This window comes from Natrinema pallidum DSM 3751 (assembly GCF_000337615.1).
Lineage (GTDB): Archaea > Halobacteriota > Halobacteria > Halobacteriales > Natrialbaceae > Natrinema > Natrinema pallidum.
In genome coordinates this window covers 73,167-92,723 of the sequence record NZ_AOII01000044.1, presented here as the reverse complement: position 1 = coordinate 92,723, position 19,557 = coordinate 73,167, and the positions used below count along the sequence as shown (strand labels likewise).

The window sequence follows — 19,557 nt, the reverse complement described above, 5'->3', positions numbered from 1 at the left end:
GTGCGTTCGTTAGAAGGGGTAGAGACACATTCATCACCATTTGAATGTCATTTTAATACGTCGCTCGAGTGATTGCCACAACGCGGGCACGGCGCGGTCATCACGGTCGAACGGACACCGCTGACGGAGGGGGTCGAGGCACTGGCACGGAAGCGGCGACGTGGTATCGGCGAGGGCTCCTGCGGTGCTCGAGGGCGAGCCATAGTCGTCACTGCACATCTGACCGCATGCGGCGTTGGGGCCAGTGCAGGAATCGTTTCAGTGCTACTATATATCGGCCGGCCGACGGACGCAGCCGTCTCGAGGCTGTCATCGGTGGTCCGAGCGAAGCGAGCTAGTGTATGGAAAGGTATAGGGTGGCGTCCCGTTCTAGAGGTATATAAGCAAATGAGCGACGCGGGATACGACCACGCGACGGTCGAACGGCGCTGGCAAGAGGCGTGGGACGACGCGGACGTCTTTCGGACGCCCGACAACGTCGAGGACCCGACGTACGTCCTCGGAATGTACCCGTATCCGTCGGGCAAACTCCACATGGGCCACGTCCGTAACTACACGATCACGGACGCGTACGCTCGCTTCCGGCGAATGCAGGGCGACGATGTCCTCCATCCGATGGGGTGGGACGCGTTCGGCCTCCCCGCGGAGAACGCGGCCAAAGAGCGCGATACGAATCCGCGCGACTGGACCGTCGACTGCATCGAGACCATGACCGAACAGATGGAGTCGATGGGCTTTGGCTACGACTGGGACCGGGAGATCACCACCTGCACGCCCGACTATTACCAGTGGAACCAGTGGCTGTTCTCCCGGTTCCACGAGGAGGGACTGGTCGAGCGCCGCGATGCCGACGTCAACTGGTGTCCCCACTGCGAGACCGTCCTCGCCGACGAGCAGGTCGAGGGCGAGGCCGAACTCTGCTGGCGCTGTGAGACGCCCGTCGAACAGCGCGAACTCGAGCAGTGGTTCCTGCAGATCACCGAGTACGCCGACGAGTTGCTCGAGGACATCGACGACCTGGAGGGGTGGCCCAACTCGGTGCGACAGATGCAGCGCAACTGGATCGGCCGCCAGCACGGGACGGAACTCGAGTTTCACGTCGAGGACTACGGCCCGGTCGAGGCCTTTACGACCCGTGTCGACACGATCCACGGAGCGACCTTCTTCGCGCTCGCGCCGGACCACCCGATCAGCGAGGAATTGGCCGAGGAGGACGACGAGATTCGCCGGTTCGTCGATCACGAGGCCGATCCCGACGGCGACGAACCCAACGGCGTCGAGACCGGCCTGACCGCCACGAACCCCGCGACCGGCGAGGAGATTCCCGTCTACGTCGCCGACTTCGTCCTCTCGGACGTCGGGACGGGCGCGCTGATGGCCGTGCCGGCCCACGACGAGCGCGACCACGCCTTCGCCGAAAAGATGGGTATCGACATCCGGCCGGTCATCGCCCCCGAACCCGACGGTGACGAGGAACCGACCGCGCCCGACGTAAGCGAGTCGGCCTACACCGAGGACGGTGTCCTGATCGACGCCGCCGAGTACAGCGGGCTGGACAGCGAAACAGCCCGCGAACGGCTGACCGCGGACATCGACAGCGCCGAGGAGGCCACCCAGTATCAGCTGCGCGACTGGGGAATCTCCCGGCAGCGTTACTGGGGGACGCCGATCCCGGTCGTCCACTGCGACGACTGTGGCCCCGTGATGGTCCCCGACGAGGACCTGCCGGTCGAACTCCCCGAGTTCATCAACACGACCGGGAATCCGCTGGACGCCGCCGAGGAGTGGCAACGGACCACGTGTCCGGAGTGTGGGGCCGACGCGACCCGCGAAACCGACACGATGGATACCTTCGTCGACTCCTCGTGGTACTTCCTGCGGTACGTCTCGCCGGACCTCGAGGACGCCCCCTTCGACCGCGAGCGGGCCAACGACTGGATGCCGGTCGACCAGTACGTCGGCGGCATCGAACACGCCGTGATGCACCTGCTCTATTCCCGGTTCTTCACGAAGGTGCTGGCCGACAACGAGGGCCTCGAGCACCGCGAGCCGTTTACGGACCTGCTGGCACAGGGAATGGTTCAGTTGGAGGGCGAGAAGATGTCCAAATCCAAGGGGAACGTCGTCTCCCCCCAGCGGATCGTCGAGGAGTACGGCGCGGACACCGCACGCCTGTTCATGATGCAGGCCGCCCAGCCCGAACGCGACTTCGACTGGAGCGAAGAAGGCGTCCAGTCGACGTACGCCTTCCTCGAGCGGTTGCAGGGGTTGGTCGAGGAGTACGCGGCCGAGACGCCCGACGGCGACGACGACGCGATCGCGAGTTACGTCGACGCGGAGATCGACGCGACGATCGCCATCGCCACGGCGGAGTACGACGACCTGACGTTCAACAAGGCGCTGCGGGAAACGCAGGACCTCGTGCGAACGCTGCGCCAATACGCCGACTACACCGAGCCCCACGCCGAGACCTACGAACGCGGACTGTCGGCCGTGGTCCGTTTGCTCGCGCCGGTCGCGCCCCACATCGCGGAGGAACTGTACGACGAACTGGGCGGCGATGGGTTCGTCGCCGAGGCCGCGTGGCCGACCGCCGAGGTCGACCGCGACTACGTCGCCAAACGCCGTCGGCTGGTCGAGAACACCCGCGAAGACATCCGCGACATCGTCGACGTCGCCGGGATCGAGGACCCCCTCGGAATCGACGTGGTCGTCGCGCCCGAGTGGAAGTACGACGCCTTGGAGATCGCGATCGAGAGCGACGCGGATAACCTGATCGGCGAACTCATGCAGGAGGGTCATATCCGCGAACAGGGCGACGCCGCGGCCGATTACGGCCAGGACCTGCAGGCCGAGCGCGAGGCGCTGTCGATGACGCTCGAACCGGACGCCGAGTACGCGGCCCTCGAGTCCGCGGCGTGGCTGATCGAGCGCGAGTTCGGCGCTCCGGTTCGCGTCGTTCGCGCCGCCGAGGCCGACGAGGACGTGCTCGCGAACGCCGAGCCCGGACGACCCGCGATCGAAATCGACGACTGACGGCACGCCGATCGAACCGCTATCGGAACCGACAGCAGGCGGTCCGATTTATACCCCGGCTCGTGGTGGGAGCGCGACAGCACCGGATGGCTTCGAGAATGAACGCATACCGTAAGCTCCCGTTCGAGGGCCGGTCGTGGATGGTACGTCGCCGACCAGCCCACACCTTCGATGACGTGGCGTGACCGGCTGTTCACTCACTGGCCGGTCACCCCCGACGCGCTTCGCCCGCACGTCCCCGGTTAGGTGACGCTCGAGACGCGGGACGCCGTCGGTCACGCGGCTGGCCGTCGGCGAACTCAACGGTCGACCTCCGTCAGGTATTGGGGCCATCCGGGCCTGTTTTTTTAGCATCGATGTCGGAAACTCGTTCGTCGCGGCGACCGTCGGCCGGGCGACGAGAGTGCCCGTCTACCGTGCCCGGATGCAGGTCGGGGCCACCGAAGCGAATTACGTAGCGTTTCGCAGGAACGACAAACGGGTGAGACGGCGCACGACGCTCCCGCCCGATTCGACGCCGACCGGCGACCCGACCACTGACCGTGCTCCGACGGAAAGCCACGGCCACCCGGTACGGGACCGTCGATGGGCCGTCAGACCGCCGAAACGGTCCCGTACCGCGTCTCGAGCACGAACGTCACAGACCTGTCGTGTGTGGACGGGCATCGTTAGGTTTGTTAACTACGGTATGAAACAATATTTCCACATAGTATCGATGTCAATGACACGCACAGGAACGACCGGCAACGATCGGAATTCGTTCATCTACGTCGTCGCGGCGTTGGCCGCGCTCAACGGGCTACTGTTCGGGTTCGACACCGGCGTCATCTCCGGCGCGATGTTGTACATTCGAAACACGTTCGAACTGGCGACCGTCTTCGGCTATTCGATGAACGCCTCGCTGATCGAAGGGATCATCGTTAGCGGGGCGATGATCGGTGCGATCATCGGGGCGGCGCTGGGCGGCCGACTCGCGGATCGACTCGGTCGACGACGACTCATCCTCGTGGGTGCCGTCGTCTTCTTCGTCGGGTCGCTCATCATGGCGATCGCGCCGACCGTCGAGATACTGATCGTCGGTCGAATCGTCGACGGGATCGGCGTCGGATTCGCCTCGGTCGTCGGTCCGCTGTACATCTCCGAGATCTCGCCGCCGAAGATCCGCGGCTCGTTGGTCTCGCTCAACCAACTGACGATCACCAGCGGCATCCTCATCGCCTACCTCGTGAACTTCGCGTTCGCCGGCGGCGGCGAGTGGCGCTGGATGCTCGGCCTCGGCATGGTCCCCGCCGCGGTCCTGTTCGTCGGCATGCTGTTCATGCCCGAGAGCCCCCGCTGGCTCTACGAACACGGCCGCGAAAGCGACGCCCGCGAGGTGCTCGCCAGTACCCGCGTCGAGACCCAGGTCGAGGACGAACTGCGCGAGATCAAAGAGACGATCCACACCGAGTCCGGGACGCTCCGCGACCTCTTCGAGCCGTGGGTGCGACCGATGCTGATCGTCGGCGTCGGCTTGGCGGTGTTCCAGCAGGTGACCGGCATCAACACGGTCATGTACTACGCGCCGACGATCCTCGAGTCGACCGGCTTCGCGAACACCGCCTCGATCCTGGCGACTGTCGGTATCGGTGTCGTCAACGTCACCATGACCGTTGCCGCGGTGCTGTTGATCGACCGTACGGGCCGCCGTCCGCTGTTGCTCCTCGGACTGGCCGGGATGAGCGTCATGCTCGCCGTCCTGGGCATCGCGTTCTACCTGCCCGGTCTCTCGGGTGCGATCGGCTGGATCGCGACCGGGAGCCTGATGTTGTACGTCGCGTTCTTCGCGATCGGACTGGGACCGGTCTTCTGGCTGCTGATCTCCGAGATTTACCCGACGGAGATCCGCGGGACAGCAATGGGCGTCGTCACCGTCGTCAACTGGGCCGGCAACCTGCTCGTGTCGCTGACTTTCCTGCGACTGATCGACATCGTCGGGCAGACGGGGACGTTCTGGCTGTACGGCGCACTCTCGGTGCTCGCATTGCTCTTCTGTTATCGGCTCGTGCCCGAGACCAAAGGGCGGTCGCTCGAGGAAATCGAAGCCGACCTCCGCGAGACGGCGTTCGGAGCCGACGCCGGCGAGCGTCCACAGGTCACGAAGACGGACGACTAACGGTCGAAAACGGCGTTCCGATCGAAAAGGATCGCAATCGCGACAACCGGCGAGTCGGCGTCTACTGGTCGGTATCGATCAGTCCGAAGTCGGTGCCGGCACCGTCCTCGCGGGCGGTTTCGTAGACGACCCGCGCGGCCGCGACGTCCTGAATCGCGAGCCCGGTCGAATCGAAGACCGTAACGCCCGTCTCCTCGGTTCGTCCCGCCTTCGAGCCGACGACGACTTCGCCGATTTCGCCGTGGATGTCCGCGTCGGTCAACACGCCCTCGTGGTAGGGGACGTTGATCTCGCCCGAGTGAGTACACTGCTCGTGGTCGTCGATGACGATCCGCGCCGCGTCCAGCAGTTCGTCGTGCAGTTCGTGTTTCCCCTCGGCGTCGGCCCCCATCGCGTTGATGTGTGTGTGCTCGCCGACGTCGGAGCGTCCCACGATCGGATCCTCGACCGGCGTCACGGTCGAACACACGTCGCAGTGACCGGCTTCGGAAATCGAGCCGCTGCGGATATCGAAGCGGTCCTCGTAGGTCTCGACGAACCGCTGTACGCGCTCCTCGTCGGGATCCGAAACGATGACTTCCTCGATCGGTCGAATCTCGCTGATCGCCTCGAGTTGCGTGTACGACTGGACGCCGGCCCCGATGAGTCCGAGGCTCGAGGCGTCCTCGACGGCGAGATAGTCGGTGGCGACGGCGGCCGCTGCACCGGTTCGTTTCATCGTCAGTGCCGTCCCGTCCATGATGGCAAGCGGGATCGCGGTCTCGGGATCGGAGTAGATCATCGTCCCCAGTACCGTCGGGAGATCGTGATCCGCGGGGTTGTCCGGATGGACGTTGACCCACTTCAGGCCGGCCGCGTCCCAGTCGCCCGTATCGAGGTAGGCGGGCATCGATCGGAAGTCACCGTTGTACTGCGGGAGATCGATGTAGGACTTCGCGGGCATCTGTGTGGTGCCGCGCTCGAACGCACCGAAGGCCTGTTCGATCGCATCGATGACAGCGGACATTCGTGCGCGCTCGTTGACATCATCGCTATCCAACAGAAGCGTATTCATATCCGCGGATATTGCGGGCTACTACTTAGTTTATCGTGGTTCAAGGGGCGTATGCGGTATGGGAGCATTATGTACACTAAGCAACACTAATGGGCAGTGGTAATAGGCCCCACGGGACAGGGTATCGGTGTATCGGCACGTCGAGCGCAGGTGTCGTGTCGGAGCGACGGCGTTCGTCGTCCGTAGATAGTATCGTGAAAATATATGAGCGTTTCGAGACGGCCGGTCACGAGTGATCGCCCATCGAGAGGCCGAGCGCAGCGACTCGAGGATCGGATTCGGGAGCGAGACGAAACGGGAACTGGAGACGGGCCGACTCGAAACGGCGGACAGAGCGGGCCGACCGGTAGTGTCTTCCACCGATTGTCCCCGCGAGGACCGCCGACCCGAGCGGGCTGACGGTCGACGCGGAGGGACGAAAAGCGTCCCGGAACGAAGAGTGGTATCGGGCCGACTTCCCGTTCCGTGATGGCGTCCCGCCCCGGAACGGGAAGTCGGTTTCTGGCTCGTGGCGTCGTCTCGAGGTCGCTGGTGTGCTCGGACCTCGGTTACATCATGCCGCCCATGCCGCCGCCCATACCGCCCATACCGCCGCCCATGCCACCGGGGCCACCGGCAGGCATGTCTTCGTCGTCGTCATCGTGGGAGACCGCGAGGTCGCCCGCGGCGATGACGTCGTCGATGCGCAGCAGCATGACGGCCGCCTCGGTGGCGGACTCGATGGCCTGGGTCTTCACGCGAAGCGGCTCGTAGACGCCCTCGGCGTCCATATCGATGGTGTCGCCGGTGTAGGCGTCGAGCCCGGCGGCGGTGTCGCCGCCGTCGTGGGCACTGCGAAGCTCGACCAGCGAGTCGATGGGATCGAGACCCGCGTTCTCGGCCAGCGTACGCGGGATGACCTCGAGCGCGTCCGCGAATGCTTCGACGGCGAGTTGCTCGCGGCCGCCGACGGAGTCGGCGTAGTCGCGCAGCGAGAGCGAGATATCGATCTCGGGTGCGCCGCCGCCGGCGAGCACCTTCCCGTCCTCGACGGTCGTCCGGACGACGCCCAGCGAGTCCTCGACGGCGCGGTCGATCTCGTCGATGACGTGCTCGGTACCGCCGCGGAGGATCAGGGTGACGGCCTTGGCGTCGTCGACGTCCTCGACGAAGATACGCTGGTCGCCGGCGATCTCCTTCTGTGCAACGCTACCGGCAGCGCCGAGGTCGTCCTCGGTCAGGTCGTCGACGCTCGAGACCGGCGTTGCGCCGGTCGCGCGAGCGAGCTGAGCCTGGTCGCTGGACTTGACGCGACGGACGGCGATGATGCCCTCCTGTGCGAGGTAGTGCTGGGCCATGTCGTCGATGCCGCCATCGACGAAGACGACATCGGCACCGGCGTCAGCGACCTGTTCGGCCATCTCGCGCAGCTGTGCTTCCTCCTGTTCGAGGAACTGCTCGAGCTGGTCGGGGTCGGTGACGTTGACCTCGGCGTCGATCTCGGTCTCTTTGATCTCCAAGTCGCCGTCGACGATCGCGATGTCGGCGTCCTCGGCGAAGTACGGCATGTTCTCGGAGACGCGCTCCTTGTCGACGATGACGCCCTCGACGAGTTCGGAGTTCTCGACGGAGCCGCCGACGACCTTCTCGACTTTGATGTTGTCCGTGTCGACGCCGTCGTCGTCGGCGACCGCGCGAACGGCCTCGACGATGAGCCCCGAAAGCAGGTCCTTGGCGTTCTCCGCGCCCTTGCCGGTCATCGCCGTCGCGGCGATCTGCTCGAGGATTTCGGTATCGTCTTCGTCGACATCGATGGCGATCTCTTCCAGGGCCTCGGTGGCCGCTTCGGCGGCCTCTCGGTATCCCTGGGCGAGGGTGGTCGCGTGGATGTCCTGGTCCAGCAGGTCCTCGGCCTGGCTGAGGAGTTCGCCGGCGACGACGACGGCGCTCGTCGTTCCGTCACCGACTTCCTCTTCCTGCGTCTCGGCGACTTCGACGATCATGTCGGCCGCGGGGTGATCGATCTCCATCTCCGAGAGCAGCGTGACACCGTCGTTCGTGACGATGACGTTGCCCGAGGAGTCGACGAGCATCTTGTCCATCCCCTTCGGGCCGAGCGTCGTCCGAACCGACTCGGCGACGGCCTTCCCGGCCTGCACGTTCATCGACTGCGCGTCCTCCCCGGAGGTTCGCTGGCTGTCCTCCGAGAGTACGATAAGGGGCTGGTTGCCCATCTGCTGTTGAGCCATAGTCACTCGAAGGATTGATTGTGATTCTATATAAACCTTTCCCAATTAATCGGGCAGGGTGGCTCGAGGTACTCCCTGTCGTGCGTTTTCGATCCGACTGCTCGCCGGGTATATATAGTCACACTGTGTGAGAATCGGCAGGTAGATACCGCGTCACTGGGGATTCGGCGGAGAGTCGACGACCGATGGAAAAGCGGTTCGGACGATGGGCTCACATCGGGGAGCAGAGAACGAAACGACGCTACCGAAACAGGTCCGAGGTCAGGATTGGCCGCCGGGGAACCGGTGGTACTCCATCCCCTTGTGTTTCATCTCGTTGTGCTTCTCCTCGAGGAAGGAGTAGACCGCGCCGTGGGGCGCACCATCGAGGAGCATCTCGGCGGCGGTGCGGACGGCGTCGACCTCCTGTGGTGCGCCGATGGCCCCGAGCGTCGAGCCGTAGATGACGACGTCGGCCCCGGTCAGTTCCTCCATCAGTTCGCGGGTCCGGCCGCCCTCGCCGATCAGCCGCCCCTTCTTGCGTTTCATGTCGTTTTTGTTACGCGCGGCGGCGTCGATGTCGACGACGTCGAACAACATCATGTCGTCCTCGAGCAGCCGCAGGGCGTCCTCGGGCGCGAAGCCGCGGCCGATCGCGCGAACGATCTCGGGGCCCTTGAGGCCGAGCACGGGATCGCCGACCGTTTCGACGGCGACGGAGCCGTTCTCCGAGTCGATATCGAGTCGTACTTCGGCCGCCGCCTCGATCTCGCGCATCGTCTCGCCACCTTCGCCGATGAGAACGCCGATGCGGTCCTGCGGAATCTTCACGTGCTGCATATAGTCCGCTACTGGCTGGGTGAGGTTAAGCGCTTGGTCCGCGAGCACGGGTGCGTCGTGACATCGTCGCACGCACCGTCTCGAGTCGCGGCGGCGGTTCGGACGGGCCGGCGCGAGACGACGGCACGATCGAAGTCGGCGTCGCCACTCGAGGGTGGCGATCGCAGAGGACCGGAGCGCGTGTTTCCGACCGATTGCGGGCCGAGTTCAGTCCCGCGAGGGATCGGGCTCCGGGCTCGTGACGAACTCGAGGAGGTCGTCCGCCGTCACCTCGAGCCCTTGCCGGGAGAAAAAGCCCGCCACGTTTCGACAGTCCCGCTCGAGGAAGTCGCGGCTGTTCGGGTGATGGACCGTCACGGCCTGCCCGAGGTCGATAAACACGAGTTGGCCCTCGGTCTCGTCGAAGACGACGTTGTACTCGCTGAGATCGCCGTGGATCAGGCCGGCCGAGTAGAGCCGGCGCATGTATTCACGCATGACCTCGTAGGCGGTCTGCGGGTTCTCGATGTGGACCTCGCCGAGCCGTTTCGCGCGGCCGTCGTCGGTCCCGATGTACTCCATGACCAGGACGTTGCGTTCGGTCGCGATTGGCTCCGGAACCCGAACCCCGGCAGCCTGTGCTCGCCGGAGGTTCGCCAGTTCCTTTTTCGTCCACGCGAGGACGACGTCTTTCTTCTTGCCGCCTAAGCCCTCGAATCGGGGATCGCCCTCGAGGTACTCCCGCATCTGGGTGAAGTTCGAGGCGTTGATCCGGTAGATCTTGACCGCGACCTCGCGGTCGTCGCCCAGCGCGTGGTAGACGTTGGCCTCCTTGCCCGTCGAGAGCGGCCCGCCGAAGGCCTCGACGTAGCCGTCCTGAACCAGTTTGTACAGCGCCGCGAAGGTCGCGTCATCGAACACCGACTGCTCGACCTTGAACTGGTCGGCGTCCTTGATGCGCTCCTCGAACTGCTCGAACTCCCGGTCGCGCTTCCGTGCGATTCGATCGGCCTCGGTCTCCGAGATATCGATCTCCTCCCACTCGTCACCCGGGGTGTCGGCTTCCTCGAGGTCGACCAGTCCGAACTCCGTTCCCTGTCCCATCTGTCAGGCCCTACGCGCCGGGTGCGGGTAAATACTGGGACTTGGTCGATCGGGCGCACCGACGGCGGGCGACTGGACACGTCCACTCTTTTTTCCCTGTCCGTCGTATACCCGACCGTGAGTTCCACGACCGAGCGGCGACCGACAGCCGAGGGCCACCGATGACGAACTACGACGTGACACTCGAGTGGACCGACGGCCGGACGCGGACGATCGACGTCGACGAGAGCCAGACGGTACTCGAGGCAGCCCAGCGGCTCGGCGTCCGGTTGCCGTACGACTGCCGAGCCGGGACCTGCATCACCTGCGTGGGCCGATTGCTCGCGCTCGAGGACGACGATGAATCCGGCGACGACGGGACGGACCGGCCGCTCGACGTTGCGGACGCGTTCGGCTATCAGCGGCCGCCACAGGCACTGACAGACGACGAACAGGACGACGGCTACGTCCTGCTGTGTATCGCCTCCCCTCGAGCCGACTGCCGCATCGAAGTCGGACCGCGGGTCCGTGCCGAAGTCGGCGATAGTCCATGGAGCGATAGTTTCGGCTGAAAGGCAGGACGAACCGATCGAACGGCGGTTCTCGGTCGTCTGTCTTACGACTCTTTCCGGTCGAATTTCCGTCTATCGGGCGGACTGCTGCCGTCATCTCCGAACGGGTTGTCGAATCGTCTCGAGGCTGCCCGACCTCGGCGGACGAGCGACGTCCTGACTACGCACCGGGACAGCGAGAAGAGGTGTGGAACAGAGCGAAAGGTCCTAATGGTATTGTATTCTGTGCAGTCGACGAGGTACCGCTTGATCGGGATGATTGGTGTATGGGGCATAAGCCGGAGCGTGAGTACCGGTACCTGGTTGAGTACTATTTGAGAGGAATCATTACCCGTGAAGAGTTCTTAGCGGAGTATAGAAATCCTGACCATTATCAACCAGAATGCCCTCACGCGAGCAGTTCCGGAAAGCATGAAGAGATGGGTGAATACTGGGAAGAAAAATGGGGACCTCTGGAGTGAGAACCTATGAGTAATGATAAAGGATCCGACGACCTGTACAGTAGAACCGATATTGAGTCAGCGATCGTACAGGGCGATAGAGAGACATTTGATGAGCTGATTAATGATGCCGATCTAAGCCATCGATCTGATAATGGAAGTACTCTCTTGCATCACACGGCTGGCCGTGATCGTCCAGAAATGGCGAGAGAGCTGATTGATCGGGGGATTGATGTGGATGCTCAGAATGATGGGGGTCATACTGCGTTGCTGAAAGCTGTGGAACTTGAAAGCTATGACACAGTCGAGGTGTTGCTTGAGGGTGGTGCTGATCCGAATATCTTCGATAACAATGGGAGATGTCCGCTTTCGGTGGCAGTTACGCGGGGCCGAAAGGATCGGACAATCGTGAAAATGCTCCTTGAACACGGTGCTGATCCGACGGCGTCGGATGAGTCCGGGGAATCTGTGTTAGAGTGGGTGAGAACGCACGGGATAACAGACGTCGCGGAACTGATGGAATCCTACGTCGAAGAGTAGATCCGCTGGCTCACAGTAGAGCAGATTAATCGATATCAGGGGCACAAGCCCAGCATGAATATCTGTCTCTCAGAGAGTACTACCTACGTGGAATCATCTCATATGAGGAGTTCATAGACGGATTTCAGAAACCTCGATCACTATCGGCCAGAATCTCGTCGCGCGAGCAGTTCCGGAGAGCATGAAAAAGAAGGTCAGCATTGGGAGGAGAAGTGAGGTCAACTGGAGTGAGAACCTATGAGTGAAGACAACGGACCTGACGATCTGTACAGTAGCACCGACATCGAGAATGCGATTATCCAGGACGAAAAAGAGAAATTCGACGACTTCATCGACGACGCTGACCTGACGCATCGAGCTGATAATGGGAATACGCTCTTACATGAGGCGGCTGGCTCAGGTCGTCCAGAAATAGCGAGGGAGCTGATTGGTCGAGGAATCGACCTTGATGCTCAGAACAATGGAGGTCTTACCCCGTTGCTTACTGCTTTGGAAGTTGAAAATTATGACACAGCTGAGGTGTTGCTTGAGGGTGGTGCTGATCCGAATATCTTCGATAACAGCGGGAGATGTGCACTTTCGATGGCGGTGACGAGAGGACAAAGAGGTGGAAAATTAAAAATGCTCCTTGAGCATGGTGCTGATCCAACGGCATCGGATGAGTCTGGAGAATCGGTGCTGGAATGGTTGAGAAGGATTAGGAAAACGGACGTAGCAGAGCTAATGGAATCCAATGTCCAAGAGTAGATCGGCTGGTACACTGTAGAGCGGACTAATTGGTATCAATGGCACAAGCACCACCGTGAATATCTGTCTCTCAGGGAGCAGTATTGACGGAGAATCTATCATATGAGGAGTTCGTGGACGAGTTTCGGAAACCTAGTTCACTATCGCCTAGAATCTCGTCGCGTAAGTCGTTCCGGAGAGCACGAAAAAGATCAGTATTAGGTGGAGAAGTGAGGGCCACTGATGTATGAGTAGTGATAACGGATCCGACAACCTGTACAGTAGAACCGACATTGAATCAGCGGTAGTAGAGGGTGATAGGGAGACGTTCGATGAGCTCGTCGACAACGCTGACCTGACTCATCGATCTGACAATGGAAGCACCCTCTTGCATCAGGCGGCTATTTCGGGTCGTCCAGACATAGCGAGGGAGTTGATTGATCGCGGAATTAATCTGGATGCTCAGGACAGTGGTGGTAATACACCGTTGCTGACTGCGTTAGAAGTTGAGAACTATGATGTGGTCGAAGTGTTGCTTGATGCGGGTGCTGACCCGAATATCCTCGATAACAAGGGCCGGTATCCGCTTGCAATGACGGTTATAAACGGGCAGAGTGATCGGAAGTATATGGCATGTGTTTACCCCCATAGAGTTCCTGGCTGAGCCACTGAGACGGCTGAAAACAGCACCCTCTATTTGATTTATATATCTCTNGTCGAATTTTACGGATTTCTAATTGAATTCCCCGATTTTGAACCTACTGTCCTCCTGCGATTTCTGGGGGTAAACACATACAGTATATGAAAATGCTCCTCGAGAACGGGGCGGATCCGACTGCGACGGATGAGACCGGTCAATCTGTGCTGGAGTGGGTGACGGAACTCGGATATACGGACGCCGTGGAGTTGATGGAGGCCTACGTCCAGGAGTAGATCGTTCCAATCACAACAACGATGCCCTCGCGTTTAGTCGTTACCTGAATCAAACAGCAGACCAGCGCCGCGATCAGCATGATGCCCCAGGAGGGGCAGAGGTAGAAATTGATCCCGATCCGCGACTCGAGCGCGAAGCCGACGGGGCAACTCTCGAGTGAGCTACCGCTGAGTCAACTGTCGTCCGACGAGGATGCCAGCGGGAGCGAGTCAACTACCCCTGACCGATCGATGCGTGCCAGACTTATTACCCCGGTTGTGGTACTGGCCACCATGAGTGACGCCGACACAGAATCGGCAGGCGATGAATCGGCACATGAACACCAGTCCGATACCGCCCACGACCACGAGCACCACCACGAAGGGCCCGGCTACGCGACGCCGCAGGCCGCCATCGAAGAAGGCGAGCGAGAGAAACTGGCCTACGTGATGAGCCTCTACGTCGGCACGGACGTCGACGCGTCGGACTTCGTGGCGGTCGTCGATCTCGATCCGAACTCGGACACCTACTGCGAGATCGTCGATCGGATCGAGATGCCCGAACGCGGCGACGAGCTCCACCACTTCGGGTGGAACGCCTGCTCCTCGTCGTGTCACATGGAGGGCCTCGAGCGGCGACACCTGATCGTCCCCGGCCAGCGCTCCTCGCGGATCCACGTGATCGATGCCAAAGACCGGCGGAATCCCGAACTGGAGACGGTAATCGAACCCGAGGAGGTCTTCGAGTACGACCTCTCGGCACCGCACACCGTCCACTGTATCCCCGACGGGGAGATCCTGATCAGCATGCTCGGCGACGCCGACGGCGAGTTACCGGGCGGCTTCCTCGAGTTGAACGAGGACTTCGAGATCGAAGGGCGGTGGGAGCCGCCGGGCGAGATCGAGATGAACTACGACTACTGGTACCAGCCTCGCCAGAACGTGATGGTCTCCACCGAGTGGGCCGCGCCGAAGACCTACTATCCGGGCTTCGATCTCGACGACGTCGAGGCCGGCAACTACGGACGGCGGCTCCACTTCTGGGACTGGGAGAGCGGTACCGTCGAGCAGACGATCGATCTCGGTGAGGAGGGACTGATTCCGCTCGAGGTGCGATTCCTCCACACGCCCGAATCGACCCATGGGTTCGTCGGGACCGCGCTCTCGTCGAACATGTTTCACTTCTGGTACGACGGGGGCGCAAACGATGGGGACGGGGCGTACCGCGCCGAGAAGGTGATCGATTTCGAGAGCCGAGAACACCCCGACTGGGAGATGCCCGTGCCGGGGCTAACGACGGATATCCTGATTTCGATGGACGATCGGTACCTGTTCGGCTCGAACTGGCTCCACGGCGAGGTCTGGATGTACGACATCTCGGATCCGTCGAACCCGCGGCGGGCCGACTCGCTGTCGGTCGGCGGTACCTTCGGCGACGTGCAGGAAGTCCAGGGCCGCGAACTGAACGCCGGCCCACAGATGATCCAGCTCTCCCTCGACGGCGAGCGCCTCTACTGGACCACGTCGTTGTTCTCGTCGTGGGACGACCAGTTCTACCCCGAGGAGGGTGAGCAGGGATCGGTGATGCTGAAAGCCGATGTCGACCCCCGCAACGGACGGCTCGAGCTCGACGAGGACTTCCTCGTCGACTGGGGTGAGTGCCCCGACGGACCCGCCCGCGCCCACGAGATCCGGTGGCCCGACGGCGACTGCACGAGCGACGTCTGGCAGTGAGCGGACACTCGAACGACCGGCCGCCGAGCCACGCGGTTACCCTCGAGTGGCCCGGCGATCGGACGCGGACGGTCGCGGTTCGCGAGGACGAGACGGTGCTGGACGGGGCCGAACGGGCCGACATCGCGCTCCCGTTCGGCTGTCGGACCGGTGCCTGCGGAACCTGTACGGGACGACTGCTCGCGGTCGACGGAGCGGAGCCGGAACCCGATAGCGGCGATGCCGAGGGCCACGGCATCGAGACAGCCATCGCCTATCCCCGTCCGCCCCGGGCACTGAAGGATCGACACCTGTCGGACGGCTACGTCCTGCTGTGTATCGCCTCGCCGCGAGCCGACTGTCGGATCGCCGTCGGCTCGAGCGTCCATACCGAACTGGTAGATAACCCGTGGAAATAGCGCGTCCCGGCCCGATCCGGCGCGAATCGGTCGGTATCGGGTGCGCCGCGGTCAGTAAGGTTAACGGGGGCGGGCAGTTACCCTCGAGCAATGCCAGTCGTCGACGAGAACGAGGAAAACCCGTACCTCCGAGACCCGCCGACCGACTTCGGGCCGGTCGAAGCGCTTTCGGAGACGGCGGCCCGCGAGCAGGTCGAGCGACTCCGCGAGGCCATCCGCGAGCACGATCGGCGGTACTACGTCGAGAGCGAGCCGCTCATCGCCGACCGAACGTACGACGCCCTGTTCGGCCGCCTGCGCGAACTCGAGGTGGAATTCGATCTCTCCCATCCGGACAGTCCCACCCGAAGCGTCGGCGGCGAGCCGGTCGAGGAGTTCGAGACGGTCGAGCACGTCGCGCCGATGCTCTCGATCGAGGGGAGCGGCGACGTCGAGGACGTCCGCGAATTCGACGACCGCGTGCACCGAGACGTCGGCGACGTCCGGTACGTCTGTGAGCCCAAATTCGACGGCGTCTCCATGGAGTTCGTCTACGAGGAGGGGCGTCTCGAGCGCGCGGTCACCCGCGGAGACGGCCGCGAAGGCGACGATGTCACGCGCAACGCGCGCACGATCGGTGCCGTCCCGCAGCACCTCCACGGCGACTATCCCGACTTCCTCGCGGTCAGAGGCGAGGTCTACATGCCCAAAGACGCCTTCCAGGCGTACAACCGCGAGCGCATCGAGCGCGGCGAGGAGCCGTTTGCCAACCCGCGAAACGCCACCGCCGGCACGATCCGACAGCTCGATCCCGCTGTCGTCGCCGAGCGTCCCCTCGCGGTCTTCTACTTCGACGTGCTCGCGGCCAGCGAACTCGCAGACACCCAGTATGCCGAACTCGAGCGGTTGCCCGACTGGGGGCTGCGGATCGCCGACCACGTCGAACTCGCTACCGACATCGACGAGGCCATCGACTACCGCGACCGCATGCTCGAGGGCCGTGACGAACTGGACTACGAGATCGACGGCACCGTGATCAAGGTCGACGACCGCGAGGCCCGCGAGGAACTCGGCCGGACGGCTCGTCACGACCGCTACGCCTTCGCCTACAAGTTCCCGGCCCGCGCGGAAGTGACGCCCATCGTCGACGTGGCGGTTCAGGTCGGCCGAACCGGCCGACTGACCCCCGTCGCCCTGCTCGAGCCGGTCGACGTCGGCGGCGTCACCGTCTCGCGGGCGAGCCTCCACAACCCCGAGGAGATCGCCGAAAAAAACGTCAATATCGGCGACACGGTTCGGGTCCAGCGCGCGGGCGACGTAATCCCGTACGTCGAGGAGGTCGTCGAGAAAGACAGCGAGGGCCACTACGAACTCCCCGACGCGTGTCCCGTCTGTGACAGCCCGGTCGAGCGCGACGGTCCGATGGCGTTCTGTACCGGCGGCCTGGGCTGTGACGCGCAACTGCGCAGGTCGATCGAGTACTACGCCAGCGACGACGGCCTCGATCTCGAGGGGCTCGGCGAGCGAAGCGTCCGCCAACTCGTCGACGCCGGATTGCTCGACTCCGTCGCGGACCTCTACGAACTCGACCGGGCGGACCTCACCGATCTCGAGGGCTGGGGCGAGACCAGCGCCGAGAACCTGCTCGCGGAGATCGACGCCAGCCGCGAGCCGCCGTTGCCGGACTTCCTCTCCGCGCTGGGCATCCCCCTCGTCGGCCCGACGACGGCTCGCGAACTCGCCCGCGAGTTCGGGACCGTCGAGGCGTTCCGCGAGGCCGCCGAAACCGATCCCGAGCGACTCGAGCGCGTCAGCGATGTGGGCGACACGGTCGCCGAGACGATCCACGAGTTCTTCCTGAGCGAGGCCAACGCCGCCGTCGTCGACGACGTGCTCGAGCACGTCTCACCGCAGGCGGTCGCGATCGACACCGGCGACGAACTCGCGGGTCTGACGTTCGTCTTCACCGGCTCGCTCGAGGACATGACCAGAGGCGAAGCACAGGACCTCGTCGAGACCCACGGCGCGAACGCGACGAGCAGCGTCTCGGGCAACACCGACTACCTCGTCGCCGGCGAGAACCCGGGGGCGACGAAGCAGGAAGACGCGCGGGACAACGATGTCCCGATTCTCGACGCCTCCGAGTTCCGAACGCTGCTCGAGGAAAACGGGATCGACCACGAGTGACCGCTCCGATCGACCCGACCGAGCCATCGTCGGCAATCCGACCACGCCGAAGCGGCGCAGGCTATTTGATCCGGACGAGCCGCCCACCCCAACATTCCTGACAGGTCATCTCGTTGGTCTCGTACGTACACCCGCAGTTCGAGCAGCGATAGATTCGCTGTTCCATTTTCACCCGATACAACCACCGCAAGTACTTCTCGAGGCGCTTCACGTGGATCAGTAGCGTGCCAGCTACGACCGCGAACAGTCAGTGTCGGAGTATAAGTTTCGTGGTTATTGTATAATATCCCACAATACTTGCCGAGAGGAGATCACGATATGCGGGTGGCCGATAACCGAAGTACAACGACGAACGATGGGGGCATGCTCTCGCCGGTCCCGCTACGCGGAACGATGACGGCACTCTCTTACCAGGACTGACGACGACCGCGGCCTCACTCGCGACGGCTGAGAACCACGGCGACAGCGATGCCTGCGGCGACGACGCCGATCAACGTCGGGACGAGCCGTCCGGAGCCCCATTCCCAGCCGAGGACCTGCGTGCCGACGATGGCGACGAGCGCGACGGCGACGCCGATCCACGTAACGATCGGAGACGAGTTCCGGCCGAGCGGGAGCGACATACTGAAACGCAGACCGTCGAACGACATAATTCCAGTGCCGAAGCCGGCTCGGTCGCTCAGGCCGGCACCCGCTCGGCGATCACGGCCAGCGACTCGCGTCCCCCAACTTCCCCCTCGAGTTCGGGAAGCGTCACGATCTCGAGGTCCGGAAACGTCGATCGAACCTCCGCGAGCCGAGCCTCGTGGCGCTCCCGACGCGACCGACAGCGCGGACAGCCCTCGTGGGGTGCCTCGAGGACGCGGTTCACGATCAGCCGTTCGACCGGCACGTCGGCCTCGCGGAGTCGATCGACGAGCCGGGCGGATTCCGAAATCGCCATCGATTCCGGCGTGAGGACCACCCGAAACTCGGTCCGTGCCGGATCGACGAGGAGGTCGCGGGCGCGCTCGAGGCGGGCCTGAAACGCCTCCAGACTCTCGTCTTCGTCGTCGCTGTTGCCAGTCATCATCGACATCGGCCCCAGGACGGCCGTTCGGGCGGCGTTGCCGATCCGCTTTGCCTGCCCGCGAAGCGACCGCGCCGTCTCGAGTGCCAGTCCCATCATCTCGGGGGTGTCGAACAGCCGGAGGGTGTGCCCCGTCGGCGCGGTGTCGAAGACAACGGTGTCCCACTCGTCCGCGTCGACGTACTCGACCAGTAAATCGAGCGCCGCGATCTCGTCGCTGCCGGCCGGCGCACTCGTCGCGAAGAGCCGTTCGACCTCCGCATCGGACAGACTGATCCCGGCACGCCGGAGGTCGGCGGCCAGCGCCCGCGCCAGTTTCTCGTACCGCTCGCGTTGGGTCTCGGGATCGATTTCGACGGCCCACAGGCCGCCCGCCGGGTCCGTCTCCGCGGCGGGTGCCGTCGCAGTGTCACCCCGATCGTGGGCGACGGGTGCCGCGAGTTCGGTCGGTTCCGAACCGATATCGGCCTCGAGCGAGTCGGCGAGCGAGTGCGCTGGATCGGTCGAAACGACGAGCGTCTCCCGGTCGGCGGCGGCGAGTTTGAGAGCGGTCGCGGCCGCGCAGGTCGTTTTACCGACGCCGCCCTTGCCGCCGTAGAAGATGCAGTCGGTCACGGCCGCGCGTACGACGGCTGTGACCGTAAAC

18 protein-coding genes are annotated in these 19,557 nt (G+C 63.4%); 12 read left to right on the top strand and 6 right to left on the bottom strand.

Features of this window, described 5'->3' with window-relative positions; genetic code table 11:
- Positions 1-387: 387 nt before the first annotated feature.
- From leuS to C487_RS07910, 3 genes are all read left to right on the top strand, one after another.
- Positions 388-3,036, top strand: a complete 2,649-nt coding sequence (gene leuS, locus C487_RS07915) for a leucine--tRNA ligase (RefSeq protein WP_006185198.1) — start codon at positions 388-390, stop codon at positions 3,034-3,036.
- Between the two features lie 171 nt (positions 3,037-3,207).
- Positions 3,208-3,282 (top strand): DUF2071 domain-containing protein, encoded by a 75-nt coding sequence (locus C487_RS21990; protein ID WP_394295584.1) that lies wholly within the window; start codon positions 3,208-3,210, stop codon positions 3,280-3,282.
- A gap of 469 nt (positions 3,283-3,751) precedes the next feature.
- The gene (locus C487_RS07910) at positions 3,752-5,191 is read left to right on the top strand and encodes a sugar porter family MFS transporter (protein WP_049908018.1); all 1,440 of its coding nucleotides are present in this window, start codon (positions 3,752-3,754) and stop codon (positions 5,189-5,191) included.
- Positions 5,192-5,252: 61 nt separating this feature from the next.
- On the opposite strand, the gene C487_RS07905 is transcribed toward C487_RS07910, so the two are convergent.
- From C487_RS07905 to rio1, 4 genes are all read right to left on the bottom strand, one after another.
- Entirely contained in the window at positions 5,253-6,245 is a 993-nt protein-coding gene (locus C487_RS07905; RefSeq protein WP_006185196.1) for an ornithine cyclodeaminase family protein, read from the bottom strand.
- Positions 6,246-6,793: 548 nt separating this feature from the next.
- Complete coding sequence (thsA, locus tag C487_RS07900; RefSeq protein WP_006185195.1) at positions 6,794-8,458, bottom strand: thermosome subunit alpha; 1,665 nt, start codon at positions 8,456-8,458, stop codon at positions 6,794-6,796.
- A 276-nt stretch (positions 8,459-8,734) separates the two neighbouring features.
- Positions 8,735-9,292 (bottom strand): KH domain-containing protein, encoded by a 558-nt coding sequence (locus C487_RS07895; protein WP_006185194.1) that lies wholly within the window; start codon positions 9,290-9,292, stop codon positions 8,735-8,737.
- A gap of 207 nt (positions 9,293-9,499) precedes the next feature.
- Positions 9,500-10,375: a serine/threonine-protein kinase Rio1 gene (rio1, locus tag C487_RS07890; RefSeq protein ID WP_006185193.1), complete on the bottom strand. Its 876-nt coding sequence runs from the start codon at positions 10,373-10,375 to the stop codon at positions 9,500-9,502.
- A gap of 161 nt (positions 10,376-10,536) precedes the next feature.
- Here rio1 and C487_RS07885 point away from each other — a divergent pair, with 161 nt between their 5' ends.
- The 9 genes from C487_RS07885 to ligA all read left to right on the top strand — a co-directional run bounded on the left by C487_RS07885 (position 10,537) and on the right by ligA (position 17,842).
- The gene (locus C487_RS07885) at positions 10,537-10,926 is read left to right on the top strand and encodes a 2Fe-2S iron-sulfur cluster-binding protein (RefSeq protein ID WP_006185192.1); all 390 of its coding nucleotides are present in this window, start codon (positions 10,537-10,539) and stop codon (positions 10,924-10,926) included.
- A gap of 185 nt (positions 10,927-11,111) precedes the next feature.
- On the top strand, positions 11,112-11,387 hold the full coding sequence (locus C487_RS19430) for an HNH/ENDO VII family nuclease (protein WP_202978781.1): 276 nt from the start codon (positions 11,112-11,114) through the stop codon (positions 11,385-11,387).
- A 6-nt stretch (positions 11,388-11,393) separates the two neighbouring features.
- Positions 11,394-11,906: an ankyrin repeat domain-containing protein gene (locus C487_RS07880; protein ID WP_049908017.1), complete on the top strand. Its 513-nt coding sequence runs from the start codon at positions 11,394-11,396 to the stop codon at positions 11,904-11,906.
- Between the two features lie 237 nt (positions 11,907-12,143).
- On the top strand, positions 12,144-12,653 hold the full coding sequence (locus C487_RS19425) for an ankyrin repeat domain-containing protein (RefSeq protein ID WP_006185189.1): 510 nt from the start codon (positions 12,144-12,146) through the stop codon (positions 12,651-12,653).
- A gap of 226 nt (positions 12,654-12,879) precedes the next feature.
- The gene (locus tag C487_RS07870) at positions 12,880-13,296 is read left to right on the top strand and encodes an ankyrin repeat domain-containing protein (protein WP_006185188.1); all 417 of its coding nucleotides are present in this window, start codon (positions 12,880-12,882) and stop codon (positions 13,294-13,296) included.
- Positions 13,297-13,433: 137 nt separating this feature from the next.
- A complete protein-coding gene (locus tag C487_RS21690) occupies positions 13,434-13,565 on the top strand; it encodes a hypothetical protein (RefSeq protein WP_275039933.1) in 132 nt (43 codons plus the stop codon).
- Positions 13,566-13,838: 273 nt separating this feature from the next.
- On the top strand, positions 13,839-15,278 hold the full coding sequence (locus C487_RS07865) for a selenium-binding protein SBP56-related protein (RefSeq protein ID WP_006185186.1): 1,440 nt from the start codon (positions 13,839-13,841) through the stop codon (positions 15,276-15,278).
- Positions 15,275-15,676 carry a 2Fe-2S iron-sulfur cluster-binding protein gene (locus C487_RS07860; protein ID WP_006185185.1) on the top strand — a complete coding sequence of 134 codons (402 nt, stop codon included), beginning with the start codon at positions 15,275-15,277 and terminating at the stop codon, positions 15,674-15,676. The genes C487_RS07865 and C487_RS07860 overlap by 4 nt, the downstream gene beginning before the upstream one ends.
- Positions 15,677-15,766: 90 nt before the next feature.
- The gene (ligA, locus tag C487_RS07855; protein WP_006185184.1) at positions 15,767-17,842 is read left to right on the top strand and encodes an NAD-dependent DNA ligase LigA; all 2,076 of its coding nucleotides are present in this window, start codon (positions 15,767-15,769) and stop codon (positions 17,840-17,842) included.
- Positions 17,843-18,276: 434 nt separating this feature from the next.
- Here ligA and C487_RS07850 read toward each other — a convergent pair whose 3' ends face one another.
- The gene (locus C487_RS07850) at positions 18,277-18,465 is read right to left on the bottom strand and encodes a hypothetical protein (RefSeq protein WP_049908024.1); all 189 of its coding nucleotides are present in this window, start codon (positions 18,463-18,465) and stop codon (positions 18,277-18,279) included.
- Between the two features lie 56 nt (positions 18,466-18,521).
- Positions 18,522-19,526 (bottom strand): ArsA family ATPase, encoded by a 1,005-nt coding sequence (locus C487_RS07845; protein WP_006185181.1) that lies wholly within the window; start codon positions 19,524-19,526, stop codon positions 18,522-18,524.
- Positions 19,527-19,557: the final 31 nt, after the last annotated feature.